This window comes from Mycobacterium sp. NGS15 (genome assembly GCF_059813245.1).
The window spans coordinates 24,869-39,911 of the sequence record NZ_JCALEF010000009.1 but is presented as its reverse complement, the minus strand read 5'-3'; the positions used below and the strand labels follow the sequence as shown (position 1 = coordinate 39,911).

Below are 15,043 nucleotides of genomic sequence, written 5' to 3'. Positions count from 1 at the left end.
AGGCCCTACCGGTAGGTGGCAAGAACCTGCTTGCGCAGTCCGTCGGTCGCGGTTTCCATGGCGCCCTTAATGGCCCGCTTCAGCACAAATCCAGGTAGCGGGATCAGTGGGTCGACCGTCAGCTCAAACGTGACGTGGGTCTTATCGCCCTTGGCCGTGAAGGTGTACTTGCCGTCCTGACGGCGCTGCTGGCTGGCCTTCACCAAGGTCCAACTGACAGTGTCAGGCCCCCAGCTGTAGGCGACGGTCTGCTCGTCGGTGATGCCCGCCGTCTTCACCTTCATCTTCACCTCATGCGGACGCCCGTCCTCGCCCGTCGTCAACACCGTTGAACTCTGATGCGCCGAAGACCATTTCGGCAGCACCGCAAAATCGGCGATGACGTCCATGATCTGCTCAGGGGTCGCTTCGATGACGATTTCCCGGGTATCGCTAGTGGCCATGGGTCTGACCCTAGCGAGCCCGCTCAGTCCTAGACGGTCAATCCGCCGTCGATGTTGATCGCGGTACCTGTGATGAACCACGCTTCGGCAGAGGCCAGGTAACTCACCAGACTCGCGATATCGCGTGGTTGGCCATAGCGCCCGACAGCGATGTTGGGACGGAGAATCTCGGCCAGCGCACCGTCCTCGGGATTCATATCGGTGGCCACCGGACCGGGCTGAACAGTGTTGATGGTGATACCGCGGGGTCCAAGCTCCCGCGCCAACCCGCGGGTGAGACCGGCGACGGCCGCCTTCGACATGGCGTACAGCGACATTTCCGGCGTAGGCGAACGGTCACCGCCGATACTTCCGATGCTGATGATCCTGCCGCCATCTTGCAGGTGCGGGGAGGCCGCCTTGATAGCGGCGAAGACGGCCCGCACATTCACCGCGATGATCTTGTCGAAGTCCTCCAAGGTGGCCGTGTCGACATCACCAGACGTGGCAATTCCCGCGTTGTTGATCAGGATATCCAGCCCGCCAAGGTGTTCCGTAGCCTCTTTGACGACGGCCGCCAGCTGGACTGGGTCGGCGACATCGGCCTTGATGGCCAGCGACCACCCGCCCTCCTTCTTGACATCAGCCACGACGCCCGCAGCCTGCTGCGCTGAGCTTGAGAACGTGAAAACAACGCGTGCGCCGTCGGCGGCAAGCCTGCGCACAATGCCCGCGCCGATTCCGCGCGATCCACCGGTGACGAACGCGCGGCGGCCCTTGAGTGGCTGAGTCATGTCGATCCCTTCGATCGGTACTCAGAAAACAAGAGGACCGGGGTCCGAAACATTCCCAGCTGCCCGATTCGTCCACGGTATGTCCAGACCCCCGGCATACTCGCCGTGTGTCGTCCCCTGACATTCATCCCAATCTCCGCTTGGCCGCCAAGGTTTTTCCACGGCAGGTCGGCCTTCCGCGAACGCTGCCGACGCTGCGCGCGGTTATCCGCGCCTCGGGGCTGCTCCCGAGATTCGGGGTACGGACCATGGCGGTCAACGACGACGTGACCGTGCGCGCGCACGTTCCCAAGGACCTCAACGAACCATCACCGGCTCTACTGTGGATTCACGGCGGCGGCTATGTGATGGGCACCGCCCGCCAGGACGACCTCTTCTGCCGCAAGGTGATGCGGGAGACGGGGCTGCCCGTCGTATCCGTCGACTATCGCCTCGCGCCCGAATATCCCTACCCCACCCCCATCGAGGACTGTTACGCCGCGCTGCGCTGGTTGTCCGTGCAGGGCTGGATCGACCCGACCCGCATCGCCATCGGCGGTGCCAGTGCCGGGGGTGGACTGACCGCGGCACTGGCGCTGCTGGCACGCGATCGCGGCGAAGTGGCCCCCGCGATGCAACTGCTGGTGTACCCGATGCTCGACGATCGCACCGCCGCGCGCACCGATGTCGACGAAACCACGCTGCGGATGTGGAGCAACAAAAGCAACCGGTTTGGGTGGGATTCGTATCTCGGCGACGCTGACCCCGATGTCGCGGTGCCGGGCCGCCGCTCCGATCTGGCGGGGTTGGCGCCGGCATGGCTCGGCATCGGAACCTCCGACCTGTTCCACGATGAGGACCTCACCTACGCCGAAAGCCTGCGAGCCGCCGGCGTGCCGTGCGAGTTGGAAGTGGTCGAGGGCGCCTTCCATGGTTTCGACAGATTCGCGCCGTGGGCCCAAGTATCGAAGGACTTCGTGGCCAAGGCCTGCCGAAGCCTGCAGCAGGCGCTCCTCTGAACTGCGTTCGCCGAGCTCTCAGCGTCGAGAATGGCGCACTGGCTTTCTGAATATAGCTGGCCGACAACAGCTCTCTAAGTTTTTCGGCGTCGACTTTATTGAATGCGGGGCCGATACACCTAACGCCTACGGGGTACCGGCACGCTCCGCATTTTCGCACGCTAATGTAAATGACTATCGTTATCGTTGTCATTAGTGCTTGGAGGGGTGCGGAATGGCTATGCCGGTGTGGATGGCGTCGCCGCCGGAGGTGCATTCGGCCCTGCTGAGCGGCGGTCCGGGTCCGGGCCCACTACTCGCCGCTGCCGCCGAATGGTCTTCGCTGGGGGCGCATTACACCGCGACCGCCGATGAGCTCCGCGCAATTCTGGCCGGAACCCATGCGGCAGCGTGGCAGGGCCCAAGTGCGCATGCGTACGTGGCGGCGCACGTTCCATACCTGGAGTGGCTCACCCAAGGCGCCATTGAAAGCAATGCCAGAGCAGCTCAGCACGGGGCCGCCGCAGGCGCCTACAGCACCGCACTCGCGACCATGCCGACCCTTGCCGAGCTGGCCGCCAACCACGCCACGCATGCGGCATTGGTGGCAACAAACTTCTTTGGTATCAACACCATTCCCATCGTCGTCACCGAGGCCGATTACGTCCGCATGTGGGTGCAGGCCGCCACCACGATGGCGACGTACCAAACCGCCTCCGATGTCGCGCTGGCATCCACACCGCCCTCCACGCCACCGCCGCCGATCCTGCACGGCGACGATCACGATCACGAGCACGAGCACGAGCACGAGCACGACGACGACCATGGCCACGGGGACCTGGACCCCACCAACCCGGAGTGGTGGGTACATGTCGCCGGCGAGATGGTCGAACATATCGAGCTGCTGTGGAACAACCTGCTGACCGATCCGGCCGCGCTGTTGACCAATCTTCCGTTGGTGCTGGCGGACGTGGCGTTCCACGCCGCTCAATTAGCTTCCACCATCGGACAATTCGCCCCCGCCCTGATCCAGCCCGCGCTGGCTCTGGCGATCGCCAGCCTTGCTTCGGTGGCCGGGTTGGCGGGCCTGGCCGGTATCCAACCGCCTCCGAATGCTCTTGCCGCGGAACAGGCTCCCATTGAGGAACCCCCGACGGCAGCGGCAGCGGGGTCGGGCCCGATGAGCAGTCCATCGCCGTCGGCTCCGGCACCCGCTGGAGCCGGAGCGTCAACCGTCACCAGCACCGCACCCGCGCCGTCGCCTCCACCACCTGTCGGCGATCCAGGCTTCTCCTTCCCCTATGCCGTGGGTGGCGGCCCGCGCATCGGCGCCGGATTGGCATTGGCGAGCCGAGTTCACACGAGATCCACTGCGGCAGACAGGAACTCAGTATCAGAACGAGCCGCTACTGCTGCCACAGCGGCGGCACGACAGGCACGCCGACGACGCGACCGGAGCAAGCAGGAAGGCCGCGCTGTCGAATACATGGCTATGGGTGCCGCCGTGGCCGTCGGCAAGAACGAGCCTTCCGCGACGGCTTCACACCGCGGTGCCGGACCGATGGGGTTCACCGGTACTGCATCCAGACAGGACACGGCAGCGGCGGGATTGGCGAGATTGGGCCGCGATGATGACTTCAGCGAGGGGGCTCGGGCACCGATGATTCCGAACACCTGGGATCCGGATGGCAGTGATCCGCGCTGAATACCATCAACGCGACCACGGTCATCGAGAACGATTCGACGCAGAATAGTCTCGATGTCGCAGGTGGCACCCACGGGGAGAGCGGCGGCAGCTCCGCCGAAGAGATCGCCGCGTCGCTTCGTTGCTCCAAGCGAACTGTGTACCGTGCGCTACTGCATAAGTTCCGAGGCGCGGATCGTTGTCAGCTACGGTCCCGTTTCAGTCTTTCGCGCTAGGTGGTGTCGTGTTGAATATTTTGTTCCAATTTGCTTTAACCCAGTCGACGCTATGGCGGCGAAGCCAGTAGTTCGCCGCCCCAATAAGGACCACAGCTAAGATGCCGCCGGTGGCACCCAAGACCACTTTTAGAGTAAAACCGTATCTGTGGGAGAGCAGCAATACCATGCTCGCCGTCGACGAGACGAAGAAAAGGGAGAATAACGCATACCGTCTCCACATCAACGCGCCAACCATCGCCAACATGCAGATTAGGAGTAGCAGGGCCGCGAAGACGGTCATGCCGACTTCTCTCCAGAATTTTTCGCCCATACATATCCCGTTTGGGCTAGCAGAACCGCAGCGATACACACAATAGAGTAGCGCGGCATACCCCCCGGAAAGAGAGCCCATGCGGCAATAGCTGCGAACAGCAACGCTATTACAAATTTCACTAAACTGTCGACGTTGCGCACACTGGCGCGTATCCGAGTTTGGTACAACCACAACAAGAATACCGCTAATGCAAGCACGACAACCAGCATGGCCTTCATTCCAATATTATTCATAGGAATTCCTCGTCTGTCTCATGCTCAATCAGAACCAATCGAATGCTTTTTCAGCGAGGAAACCCCCCGCTGCTGCAAACAGCGGGACCGCAACGGGCGCAAGAGGTCCGGTCAAGCCGCCAACAAAGCCTCCAATAAGTGATCCTCCGATACCTAGAGCAGCTTTCGCGGCCGCATCACCCACCGGCTCACCATTGGCTACGTCGATGCCAGCCGAAACAACATCGAGTACCGGACCAACATATGGCGTAAATCTTCCCACCTTTGAAAGAACCTTGGTCGTATCCTCCGCGATGGTCAGCCCCTGCTTCTCAGCTTGCTTGACCGCCCATTCGTTTGCCTTGACGACACCTTCAGTTGTGTCGTTCACCGCCTGTGCGCTCTTAAACGCCCCATCTTTGAGGGTCGCTGACTTCTCGCCACTCTGCTCGCCGCCTTTTTCTGCAGTCTGCTGTGTAGCTTGCTGCGTCTGTTGCGTTGCCTGGGTGGCCTGCTGAGTCGCTTGCTGAGTGCCTTGTTGCGCTGCTTGCTGGCCTCCTTGCTGTGCAGCCTGTTGCGAGCCACGGCGCGTGGCCGCCGTCGCCAGGTCCGTCGGATCCATCGGACTCTTCTTCGGCGCGTCAGGTTCCTTCTGCGGCTGCTGTTGAGGTGCCTGCTGCGGATTCTGTTGATTCGCAGGGTTTTGTGGCTGCTGCTGGCCAGGTTGAGCCTGCTGCGGCGGGCTTTGTTGTGGCTGCTGGCCGGGCTGGCCCTGAGGCTGTTGCGCACCAGGTTGTTGGGGTGCCTGTTGCACGGGCTGTTGGCCAGCAGGATTTTGCGGCGCCTGAGCCGGGTTCTGCGGAGCTTGGGCTGGTTGCTGCGGAGCCTGAGGTGCCTGCTGTGCAGGTGCTTGTGCAGGGGGTTGTGCGTCGGGTTGCCAGGGACCGTAGTTGGGTAGCGGTTCGCCATGCGCTGCGCGTTGGCCGGACATTTGCGGGCCTATGTTTTGGGAGCCTTGTTGCGGGCCAGCCTGACCAGGGCTTTCGTTGTAGATGGAAATTCCGGAGTTCTGATCGAGGGGCGGTTGGTTAAGCCCGCCGGAGTAGTCGGGCTGCTGCGCAGGCATGTCCGGTGGTCTGAACTGGCTGCCGCCCCCAGGCGGACCGTCAAGACCACCCCCACCGCCGCAGTCAGGTGGGCAGGCAGCCCGCGCCAGAGGCGCAGCGCCCGGGCCGGTGTAATCGGTCGGGGACGCCAGTCCAAATCCCATGGCGGAGAACCAGATGAGTGCGATCACGGCGGCACCGGCCTGCATCTGTCCCAGCGGGCTGGCCCCGCCACCGCCGCTGCCGTAGGTGTGGGCCCACTGCCACCACTCAGATAGCGCTTTCCACCACCAGGTATTCGCCGCAAAGGCCACAGTCAGAATCGCCGTGATGGCCGCCAAAGCCGCCATCGGATCATCACCGGAAAGCCACCCCGAGACCCGCGGGACGACATACCCGGATAGGAACACGAGCGCGGCGGCACCGGCCAACATCGCCAAGCCGAGGCCGGGGTGGCTAGACCAAAACAGCGCCCACCGCTCCTCGGTGGTGTTGTGGGTGTTGTTGTCGCGGTGGCGTGTTCCTGAATTGGCGAATATCGCGGCGGCCAGGGTTTTGGCCCCGCCGAACAGCAACGCCCCCGCGACCGCGATGATCGCCACCTGCACCAGCGCCGCCAGCAGAGCCCAGCCGGTACCAGTTCCCGCTCCGGTGGTTTGTGTCCACCAGGTGGCCGCCTGCCCGCGCATCACCCACCAGATGCCGGCGGCACCGATGACGATTCCAGTCGTGGCCCGCACGAGGGCAGATACACCGGCTAGCGGCGCCAAGACTGCGACGGTGACCGGTGCCAGTGCCCGGCGCAGCAGAGTGATGCCTTTACCCAGGGCGGTAAACGCCAAGCACAGCAGCACAACCCAGCCGACCGACCCCACCGCGCCGCCACCGGGAGTCAGCACGTGCAGGCCCCACACCCCCGCAGTCACCAGGGCGGCTCCTGTGATCCCGGCGGCAAAACCCTTCAACGGCAGCGCCGCCTGCGGACTGGGTGCGGTGGGCAGGGTTTGCGTGGGTGCATCATCATTCATCGACAGATCCTTTTCCCCGAAATAGCGTTGTGTAGGTAGACATGTCAGGCTCCCGTTCCTGCGGCAGCGGGGCCTGGCGCCATGTTTTCTTTGGCCCAGCGGGTGTGCCCGTTGGCCGCTGCCTGGCAGCCCTCGTAGTCGTCGCCGTCGTACCCAAACGCGGTGACACACGCATTCGTCAAATCGGCCATAAACGTGTTCTCACACGTAAGCGCACTGGTGCGGGCGGGAGCCGCGCTCATGCAGGCAGCCAGCCGAGCACATGACGGCACGAAATCAGCAGAACCACCGGGATTTTGACCATCCCCGGCACCCCGGAATTGCGACGGCCCGGACACGCACCGGCCACCCTCAGCGACCGGCGGACGCTTAGGTCCCGGATCACCTTGAGACACGACTGGGCTAGTGGTGGTGGCGCGGTAGGCCACGGTGATGGTGACAGGGAAATTGAGCAACCCGACATCGCCGACGTTCAAGTTCAGATCCGATTGCTGATACAGATAGCTCGGGCCGATGGACGGGGCCACTGAAATGGCGCTCCCAGCGCCATCTTTGGCCTCGGGAATGCTGAACGCCCCGACGATCGCTGCAGGCTTACCCGGTGAAGCGTCAGTCTCGACGACCACCGCTTGAGTGGCTTGGCGCAAATGGGTGCCGTCGGGGTATCTGACCCCTAACGAGAAGTCGCTGGGTGAGATGAAGGTTTTGCGGATCATGCGGATATCGGCACCGCCTCCCGCATCGGGAATCACGACATAATCCACCGGTCCGGAGCCGTATGCGGCGGCGCCGCCTTCACCCCAGTTGGCGGCCGTCAGGGCGCGTTCGTTGGGTAGGTGGATGACGACTTGCTTACCTGGCCAGGCGGTGGCGGCGTGCACGCCATCGGAGGCGATCGGAGGCACCGCGGCTACGGAGCGCTCGCGCGGCTCGGCCAAGGGCCGCCCCAGCCCGTTGCCCATGCCCAGCCCAGAGTTTGTGCTGGTGCGCGCCCCTCCGATGAACGCATCGCGGGGCAGCGAATCGGGTTGCGGAACTGCCAGCGGTGGCGGAGCCGGAGCAGGAGGCCCCGGCTGATTCGGGTCCGCGCCGGCTGGGCTCGCGCTAAATAGCGTGAATCCGGCAACCAACATCATCGCCGCGGCCGACACCGGTCCGACACGGAACCACCGCGGCGTTCGCCCGCCGGAATATCCGTTTGAAGATTCGCTACGCGCAGGTAGCGCACGGCAGTTGACCACTGTCAGCGGCCGACGCGGCGTGCCTCCAGCGTAGGTATCGCCGCCCATGAATCCCCCTACATGTGACCGTACGTCTCAGACCTCTTAGCGACGAGGATATATCAGCTATACCAGCATATCTAGTCAGGGTGGCAAATGAAGAGGGTCACAGAGTATTGCCCTCATGTTTCTGCATTCCAGAGCGGTATTCGGCAGGAGGCTGAGTACTAACGGTGCCCGCCGGCGAAATCGCTTAACGCCAGCGAAAGATAGCCCAGACCGAACGTAGCCGATCACCGCTGCACCCGACTTTCCAGTCGTCGATCACGGTCTGGGCCCCGTTTCAGCGACCAAAATGCGGTTCCAATTCGGGCTCGTATCTATGCCGCAGTACCCCTCAGTGATCCGCACCAGTTCGCGCATCGGGATCAGTCAGCGGCGGCCGACCTTCACGCCGCGCAACCTGCCGTCCTTCATCTGCGCGTAGATCAGTGATTCAGAGCAGCGCAGGCACTCCGCGCCTCGCGTACGGTCAGCATCGTCTGCGGTACGGCCGGGGCTGCTGACCTGGCCTGTCCGACGGCGGTCAGCAGCGCGGCAATCGCGGCGGCCAGCTCGGGGGGTGCTCTCACTCATACATATGAGCTCACCACGCATCTCCGCAATGTCCAGCGAAACGGATTCCGCCGATTCTTCAGCGTGTCTCTCCCAGCGCGCTCAGGAGTCTGGACCGCAGCGATGGGTCGTGCTGAACGCAGGGCGCATGTCCGCGGCGCCTGACATGCTCCAGCGAAGGCACGAATACCCGACTACGTAAAGGTCATTGATCTACCCTCCGGGCGCCGATACGAAGTGCGGCCGGAGGTCACCAGTACCGGTGACAAGCGGAGGCAGAAGCGCAAGCGGTTCAAGACACTGACGAAGGCGGTGGACCACTACACCGCGATCGCCGGGGACCGAGATCGCGGCATCCATGTCGCGCCAAGCGAACTCACCGTGCAGGAGGCCGTGGATAGCTGGCTCCTCGGCCAACACATCCGACCGAAAACGATGTCGGCGTACGTAACCTCGCTGCGGCCGATCGTGGACACCTCGGCAAGCGACAGGTACAGAGCATCACCAAGGACGACATAGAGGCCGTGGTCCAGGCACTGCGCACGGGCACGTCGAAGACGGGTACCTGGAACGCGCCCACCAGGCTAAAGAAGAGCGCGAAGAAGGCGCGGTCGAAATGGGCCGCGGCATCGATCAATCCGATACTCGCCAGAACACGCTCAATCTTCGACGACTTGGTGAACCAGGGCACCGTGGTGCGGAACGTCGCAGCGTTGGTGAAGAGCCTCCCGGTCGAGAAGGCCGAGATGCACACCTTCGACGGCGACCAGGTCGTCACGCTCCTCGACGCGACGGCCGGTGACCCGTTCGCGATTGCTCGGCTGCTCGCGGTGTACGGACTGCGCCGAGGTGAGATTCTCGCGGTCAACATCGACAAGGACATTGACCGCGATGCGAACACCATCCACGTCAACGAGTCACGGATCGCAGTCGCCGGAGGCAGCGTGACCGGCGCAACCAAGACCGTGACGAGCACCCGTACGTTGCCGATGCCGGAGAATCTGGCGCGCGCAGTGCGACGCGAGCGCAGGCGGCACGCAGGGCTGAAGCTGCTGCTTGGATCGAAGTGGACCGACACCAGTCTGCTCGTCGTTGACGAGTTCGGAAACCCGCCTCACCCGGACACGCTCACGGCGGCCTGGCCCAGAGCTCTGGCAAACGCCGGACTCCCCCACGTTCGACTGCACGACGCGCGCCACAGCTGCGCCACGCTGATGCACCTAAACAGGGTGCCGGTCGTGGTGATCGCCGCATGGCTCGGCCACCGGGTTCACACTCCGCACATATGCCCACAGCACGAACGATGCGTTGGCCGAAGCTGCAGCCATGCTCGGCACGATCACGGCGAGGAAGAAGAAGGACGCGAAGTAGCCTGCCGCAGAGAATAAGGAAGCCGATGTGTCACATGTGTCAGATTCGGAGTCCGGGCGACCGACCCCAGAAACGAGAAAAACCACCCGTTACCAGGTGGTTCTTGAAGTGGCCAGGGCCGGGATCGAACCGGCGACCTTCCGCTTTTCAGGCGGACAGGATAGCCACTGACCTGCGGTTTATTTGATTCTGTGCGTCCTATTCGCCGCATTGAGCTGCGCTGACATATTCAGTCTGTCCGACGAACGGACATAAACCGGACACGGTGCTTGCGCTCCTGACCAGGAGCTTCCGCGCTGCCGCTTGCGCTGTGGGCAGCCTCGGGGGCTCTGGGGAGCAGGCATCCCGATGCCCAGCATCGCATCATCAGTTACAGGGTCGACGCCATCGGCGAACGGCTCGACTTCGGCCTCAGAGCACCCGCCAGTCGGGCACGCATCTGCCGGTAACTCGGTTGACGGTAGGTCGCGTTCGCCCGAGGCCGCCAGGCCGCAGGGCGGGAGAGCGACAGCCTTCGGCCGGACGTCAACCGCGTTACCGGCATCAGACCGGCCAGGGGTTGGCGGGCTTGTTATATGTGCCGAAAATGTCCGCGACCCGGCTTCCGACGGGTGCGCGACCGGCGAGCTTCGGGCGATCGACGCATTGGGGCTGCGGTTCCCGAGCCCCGAGATGGTCACCGCGGCTGCGGCGTTGTTCGAAGCGGCACCACCCTGGGCCTGTGGTCCTGGACGCCGCGGTGTCGAACCTGAATCAGGCCGGTTTCGCATTTTCATCGGCCCCGGTGTCGTGCGACTCGGCTGGACGAACCCCGTCCGAGCCGAGAAGGCCGCGAACGGGCAGTCAGTCATCACCAACGTGACGTCGACGATGCGAAGCTGCATGTCCGAAGTGACCTCGAACGCGATACCAGACACGGCGATCAGGCCGTCGTGTCTTCGACACGACGGAGTACTACGGGAAACGACAAATGCGCAACTGGCGGTGTCATCACCGAGTGGTCCCGGAAATCACGGTCGGCGATGTGCCGCACCTTCGCCGAACTCGACTACAGTCCGCTGGTGGAATCTGGCCGCGTCCCTGCCATGGTCGCACTCACCTACCCTGGAGATTGGGAAGTCGTCGCCCCGGACGGAGCCAGCGTGAAGCGTCACATGGTGTTGTGGCGCAAGCGCTTTCAACGTGAGCGCGGAGAGTCGGCACGATACATCTGGAAGCTGGAGTTCCAGAGGCGCGGCGCTCCGCATATTCACTTGTGGATGGCGCCTCCGACGTCGCCGGGCCGCTCGGGGCGTAGCTTCGCTCAGTGGTTGTCCGAAACTTGGGCCCAAGTTGTCGACCATCCCGACGCTGCGCACAAGTCTCGGCATCAGCTGGCTGGCACCGCCATCGACGTACGCAACGGTCTCAAAGCCTGCGACCCGAAGCGGTTGGCCATCTACTTCACCAAGCACTCGTCACCAAATCTGCACTGCGACAAAGAATATCAGCACATAGTGCCCGAACTGTGGCGGCAGCCGGGACGAGGGCCGGGCCGGTTCTGGGGTGTGTACGGACTCAAGAAGGCAGTTGCTGTGGTCGAGATCGCTCAGGACGCATACATGGCTGCGCGCCGGATCGTGCGCCGATGGTCCCGGAGCCAGGCCGTACATGGCGACTCATCAAGCCGCTTTCCCACTGCAGTCGTTCCGCGCACGGTCATACTTCGGGTTCCTCGCGTCGATCGCGACACCGGCACGGTGGAGTATCGACGCATGCGGCGACGACGAGCCCTTTGCAGCCAAGGCGGGTTGGCCGGCGGCTACGCCCTTGTGAACGATGGCCCAGGGTTCGCATCGCTGCTGGCCGCCGCGTCGCAGGCCCACAGAGCTGACGTTCCACCCTTTCGTAACTTTCGTAACCTTGCTACGATGGGTCGGGTTCCAAGAGTGGAATGAGAGGAAGCGAGACCCATGAGCACCGCCTCCGCGGAGATTGTTAGCCCGGTTCCGGCCGATGCCGATGGGCTTGCCAATGTCCTCAGCTTCATCGAGGCGCACGAGGTCCGCCACGGGAGCTCTCCTGAGCCTGCCTTCTTCCTGTCCGGTGCTGGCGAACATGATCGTGTCGAACTGACCGAACAGCTATACGAGGTCCTCAAGCGGGTCGCCCACGCACTCAGCCACGGCCAGTCGATAAGCATCCTTACCCGCGACGAGGAAATTTCCACCCAGCAGGCCGCGGAGATCCTCGGCCTGAGCCGCCCCACGGTGGTTCGCCTCATCCAGGACGGCGAGCTGCACGCGCACGTACCTGGCGCGGTCCGACGCAAGCTGCGGCTTGCCGATGTTCTCGCCTACCGCGAAGAGCTTCACACCCGGCGCAACCGTTACATCACCGAGAGCTCGGCGGAGTTCGCGGATACCGACGCCGACGAAGTCGCCGACCTGCTCGCCGAGGCGAAACGCAAGCGCTGACCGTCCGCGCCGTCTGAAAGACTCGCCCACGTGTATCGCGCCGTCCTCGACACCTGTGCCCTTGTGCCGAGCCTTCAGCGCGACTTCCTGCTGCAACTGGCCACCGAGGAGGCTTACGCGCCCGTGTGGGGATCTGGAATCCTCTTCGAGCTGGACTACGTACTCGCCGGCCTGCACGCCAAGCGTGGAATCAGCGATAGCGCCAGTCGCCGACAGCACCTCTTCGACCAGCTGAGGCGCGCGTTTCCGGGCTCAGAAGTTCACGCACCCAAGGACCGTGAGTACAGCTACGGACTCAACGATCCTGACGACGGACACGTCGCCCACGCGGCGATCATCGGCAAAGCCGACGCCATCGTCACCGACGATGGTCGCGCAGGGTTCAGCTCGGCACACGCACTCGTGGAGGCGGACGTCGAGACCGTCTACCCACATCAGTTTGCGGCCAACACGGTGTCAGCGCACCCGCATGCAGGAGTGCGCGCGTTGCGAGAGATGTCGAATCGTCGAACCAACCCACCACAGACCCCGGAACAGATCCTCGAGTTGCTGGTGACACGGCACGAAATGACCGAGGTCGCCGAGATCTTGCTCCCGCTGCTTTCGGACGACGCCCGGCGACCCGAGTGAGGTTTATGTGACTGTGGCGATTGGCACCTCGATATGGTCCCGCCCAACGATCACGCCGTTCTTGATGGCGTAACACTCGACGTAGTGCTCGCCCCGGAACTTTGTCGCTTCGCGGTGTGTTCGACTGTCTTCGTTGATGATTTGGCCACGAATCTCGTTTCGCTTCTCAGCAACTTCGCCGCGATTCAAGACTTTCCACTTGAACCTGTACGGTTGTGGCACATCGCATTCCGTGACTGTGAAGTCCAACGTCTTCTGTGGTCTGAGCCAGACCTGTCGGGCAAGCATGCTGCGCAGTGTGTCCGGGCGGAAGCCGTTTTGGGCCACGGTGCAGTCGATGGTCAGGCTGTACCGAACATCCACTGGAAAACCATCCTCGATGAACTCTTCGGTGTTGTCGAACGGATACGCGCTCGCAGTCTTCGCGGTGGTGTCGGCTGCAGGAACGGGCTTGCCGAAGACCTTCCTCCATTTCGCGTTGACCGTCGTCTTACCTTCAGCGTCAATCGCTTTGAGGCACAAGTCATACGCAGTCTTTGCCTTACGCTGGAACCTCTTTTTTACCTTTACATCCTGCTTACTTCCCAGCGCCTGGTAGTGATCGTGGTCATCCTCCTCGGACAGAAACTCAAAGAAGTCGCGAACCATGAAGGCATAAGTCGCCGTGGTCGCGGAATGGTGCTCGGTGTTCTTCTGAAGGAAGTTGTACACCAAGGTATCCATCAACAGCCCACCCATGACTACGCCGTGCTTGTTCTTCCACGCACGCGCCAACTTGCATAGTTTGCGGAAATTGCGATTGGTGATGCTGTCGCAGTCTCGGGTCTCATTGATCTCGTCGCGCGGCTTGGTGACCTTCCAGGACTTCGATTTCGTGTACGGGTACTTGAACGAGCCGTCCCCTTGCTCGAAGACGGGTTGTACCTCGAACATAAAATTCTGGAATGTCACGACGACCACCGGACTGTCAACCTTCACGCTGGATGTCGGATAGCGCGCTTGTATAGCGGCGCACATGCGCGACAAGACATCCGAGGGTCCGTTCTCTCCTTCGTACTTGTCCCAAAGCGACGACGGCAGGACGTAGAGCATGTCAAGGTCCGAAATGCCGCGTATTGCCGTGAAGCGCCCATAGGAGCCCACCATGAGCTGATTGTCCTTGGAGCTGTCGAGGTTCCGGAACTCCTTATTCAGAACCCTGGTGATTTCATCGCGGCGGGCACCGATAGTGCCGGCATTGTCGACCTGAAGGTTCGTGAGCAGACCGTCGAAAATCTCACTTGTCTTCATCGGCTGCCGACTTTCCCTGTCGAAGCTGGACTGGCAACATCTGGTCGATCTCACTCTCCGAGAACGTCAAGTCTTCGCGATTCTTCAAACCGTCCTGCGCAGCCTCGTATGCTTTTGGGGTTGTGCGGGGAGCATCACCAAGGATGGCAAAATACCGTTGCTGCAAATCGTTGCGTCGTGCGATTCCCTCCCGCACCGAACACGCTCCCGCTTGAAGGTCAACGATGAGCGACAGGTAGAACTCGCGGACATCCCACACCTTTGCCGCCGTGTCACGGTGCTGCTGCATCTCCTCGCCGTGCTTGAAGTTCTTGTTGCCAAGATTCATCGCGGTGACGGCCAACGCGATGAACGAGGTGACTAGTGGCGCCCACTGCTGCCCGTTTGCAAGGCCGAGGAGTGACGCCACGAACGTGGTCGAGCTGACGGCTGTCAGGGCCACTAGCCCTCGGCGCTGCCACCAATATTTTCGGTAGCAGATATCTGCCTGCTTCTCGTGGGTCTTGTGCGTGTACGCAACGCGTCCGTACAACTCACGGACTTGTGCGAGCAACAGCTTGGGGTTGCTTTCCGCTGCTGCAGTCTCTTCCGTTGACTCTGCCATGTAGCCCCTCTCCTTTGAACTATCGCCGGCGGCGCGCAGGATTCCCCGGCTACCTTGGCCGTCGACTCGCCGGATGCGGGGT

Annotated in this window: 13 protein-coding genes, 1 tRNA gene and 1 pseudogene; 6 read left to right on the top strand and 9 right to left on the bottom strand. The window is 62.6% G+C overall.

The window, feature by feature from the left end; all coding sequences use genetic code 11:
• Positions 1-5: 5 nt before the first annotated feature.
• Both AC5Y5C_RS24020 and AC5Y5C_RS24015 read right to left on the bottom strand, forming a co-directional pair.
• On the bottom strand, positions 6-443 hold the full coding sequence (locus AC5Y5C_RS24020; RefSeq protein ID WP_499977111.1) for an SRPBCC family protein: 438 nt from the start codon (positions 441-443) through the stop codon (positions 6-8).
• Positions 444-472: 29 nt separating this feature from the next.
• Complete coding sequence (locus tag AC5Y5C_RS24015) at positions 473-1,216, bottom strand: SDR family NAD(P)-dependent oxidoreductase (RefSeq protein ID WP_499977109.1); 744 nt, start codon at positions 1,214-1,216, stop codon at positions 473-475.
• A gap of 107 nt (positions 1,217-1,323) precedes the next feature.
• Here AC5Y5C_RS24015 and AC5Y5C_RS24010 point away from each other — a divergent pair, with 107 nt between their 5' ends.
• Together AC5Y5C_RS24010 and AC5Y5C_RS24005 are read left to right on the top strand one after the other, a co-directional pair.
• Positions 1,324-2,214, top strand: coding sequence for an alpha/beta hydrolase (locus tag AC5Y5C_RS24010; RefSeq protein WP_499977108.1), 891 nt, complete (start codon positions 1,324-1,326; stop codon positions 2,212-2,214).
• Positions 2,215-2,428: 214 nt separating this feature from the next.
• Positions 2,429-3,898, top strand: a complete 1,470-nt coding sequence (locus AC5Y5C_RS24005) for a PPE family protein (protein ID WP_499977106.1) — start codon at positions 2,429-2,431, stop codon at positions 3,896-3,898.
• A 198-nt stretch (positions 3,899-4,096) separates the two neighbouring features.
• Here AC5Y5C_RS24005 and AC5Y5C_RS24000 read toward each other — a convergent pair whose 3' ends face one another.
• The 4 genes from AC5Y5C_RS24000 to AC5Y5C_RS23985 all read right to left on the bottom strand — a co-directional run bounded on the left by AC5Y5C_RS24000 (position 4,097) and on the right by AC5Y5C_RS23985 (position 8,627).
• A complete protein-coding gene (locus tag AC5Y5C_RS24000) occupies positions 4,097-4,426 on the bottom strand; it encodes a hypothetical protein (RefSeq protein ID WP_499977105.1) in 330 nt (109 codons plus the stop codon).
• A gap of 264 nt (positions 4,427-4,690) precedes the next feature.
• The gene (locus AC5Y5C_RS23995) at positions 4,691-6,775 is read right to left on the bottom strand and encodes a hypothetical protein (RefSeq protein ID WP_499977104.1); all 2,085 of its coding nucleotides are present in this window, start codon (positions 6,773-6,775) and stop codon (positions 4,691-4,693) included.
• 44 nt (positions 6,776-6,819) lie between these two features.
• Positions 6,820-7,911 (bottom strand): hypothetical protein, encoded by a 1,092-nt coding sequence (locus AC5Y5C_RS23990; protein WP_499977263.1) that lies wholly within the window; start codon positions 7,909-7,911, stop codon positions 6,820-6,822.
• Between the two features lie 572 nt (positions 7,912-8,483).
• A complete protein-coding gene (locus AC5Y5C_RS23985; protein WP_499977102.1) occupies positions 8,484-8,627 on the bottom strand; it encodes a hypothetical protein in 144 nt (47 codons plus the stop codon).
• Positions 8,628-9,134: 507 nt separating this feature from the next.
• Here AC5Y5C_RS23985 and AC5Y5C_RS23980 point away from each other — a divergent pair.
• A complete protein-coding gene (locus AC5Y5C_RS23980) occupies positions 9,135-9,998 on the top strand; it encodes a site-specific integrase (protein WP_499977101.1) in 864 nt (287 codons plus the stop codon).
• A 92-nt stretch (positions 9,999-10,090) separates the two neighbouring features.
• Here the strand turns inward: AC5Y5C_RS23980 and AC5Y5C_RS23975 are convergent.
• Positions 10,091-10,155 (bottom strand) — tRNA-Phe (locus AC5Y5C_RS23975).
• A 174-nt stretch (positions 10,156-10,329) separates the two neighbouring features.
• Between AC5Y5C_RS23975 and AC5Y5C_RS23970 the strand changes: the two are divergent.
• The 3 genes and pseudogenes from AC5Y5C_RS23970 (at position 10,330) to AC5Y5C_RS23960 (ending at position 13,067) form a co-directional block, all read left to right on the top strand.
• Positions 10,330-11,918 (top strand): annotated as a pseudogene (locus tag AC5Y5C_RS23970) (rolling circle replication-associated protein).
• Between the two features lie 15 nt (positions 11,919-11,933).
• Complete coding sequence (locus AC5Y5C_RS23965; protein ID WP_499977099.1) at positions 11,934-12,437, top strand: helix-turn-helix domain-containing protein; 504 nt, start codon at positions 11,934-11,936, stop codon at positions 12,435-12,437.
• Positions 12,438-12,467: 30 nt separating this feature from the next.
• Complete coding sequence (locus AC5Y5C_RS23960) at positions 12,468-13,067, top strand: PIN domain-containing protein (RefSeq protein ID WP_499977097.1); 600 nt, start codon at positions 12,468-12,470, stop codon at positions 13,065-13,067.
• A 3-nt stretch (positions 13,068-13,070) separates the two neighbouring features.
• Here the strand turns inward: AC5Y5C_RS23960 and AC5Y5C_RS23955 are convergent, their stop codons facing one another.
• Positions 13,071-14,357: a nucleotide-binding domain-containing protein gene (locus AC5Y5C_RS23955; protein ID WP_499977095.1), complete on the bottom strand. Its 1,287-nt coding sequence runs from the start codon at positions 14,355-14,357 to the stop codon at positions 13,071-13,073.
• Entirely contained in the window at positions 14,344-14,961 is a 618-nt protein-coding gene (locus AC5Y5C_RS23950) for an SLATT domain-containing protein (protein WP_499977093.1), read from the bottom strand. Before AC5Y5C_RS23950 ends, AC5Y5C_RS23955 begins: the two co-directional genes overlap by 14 nt.
• Positions 14,962-15,043: the final 82 nt, after the last annotated feature.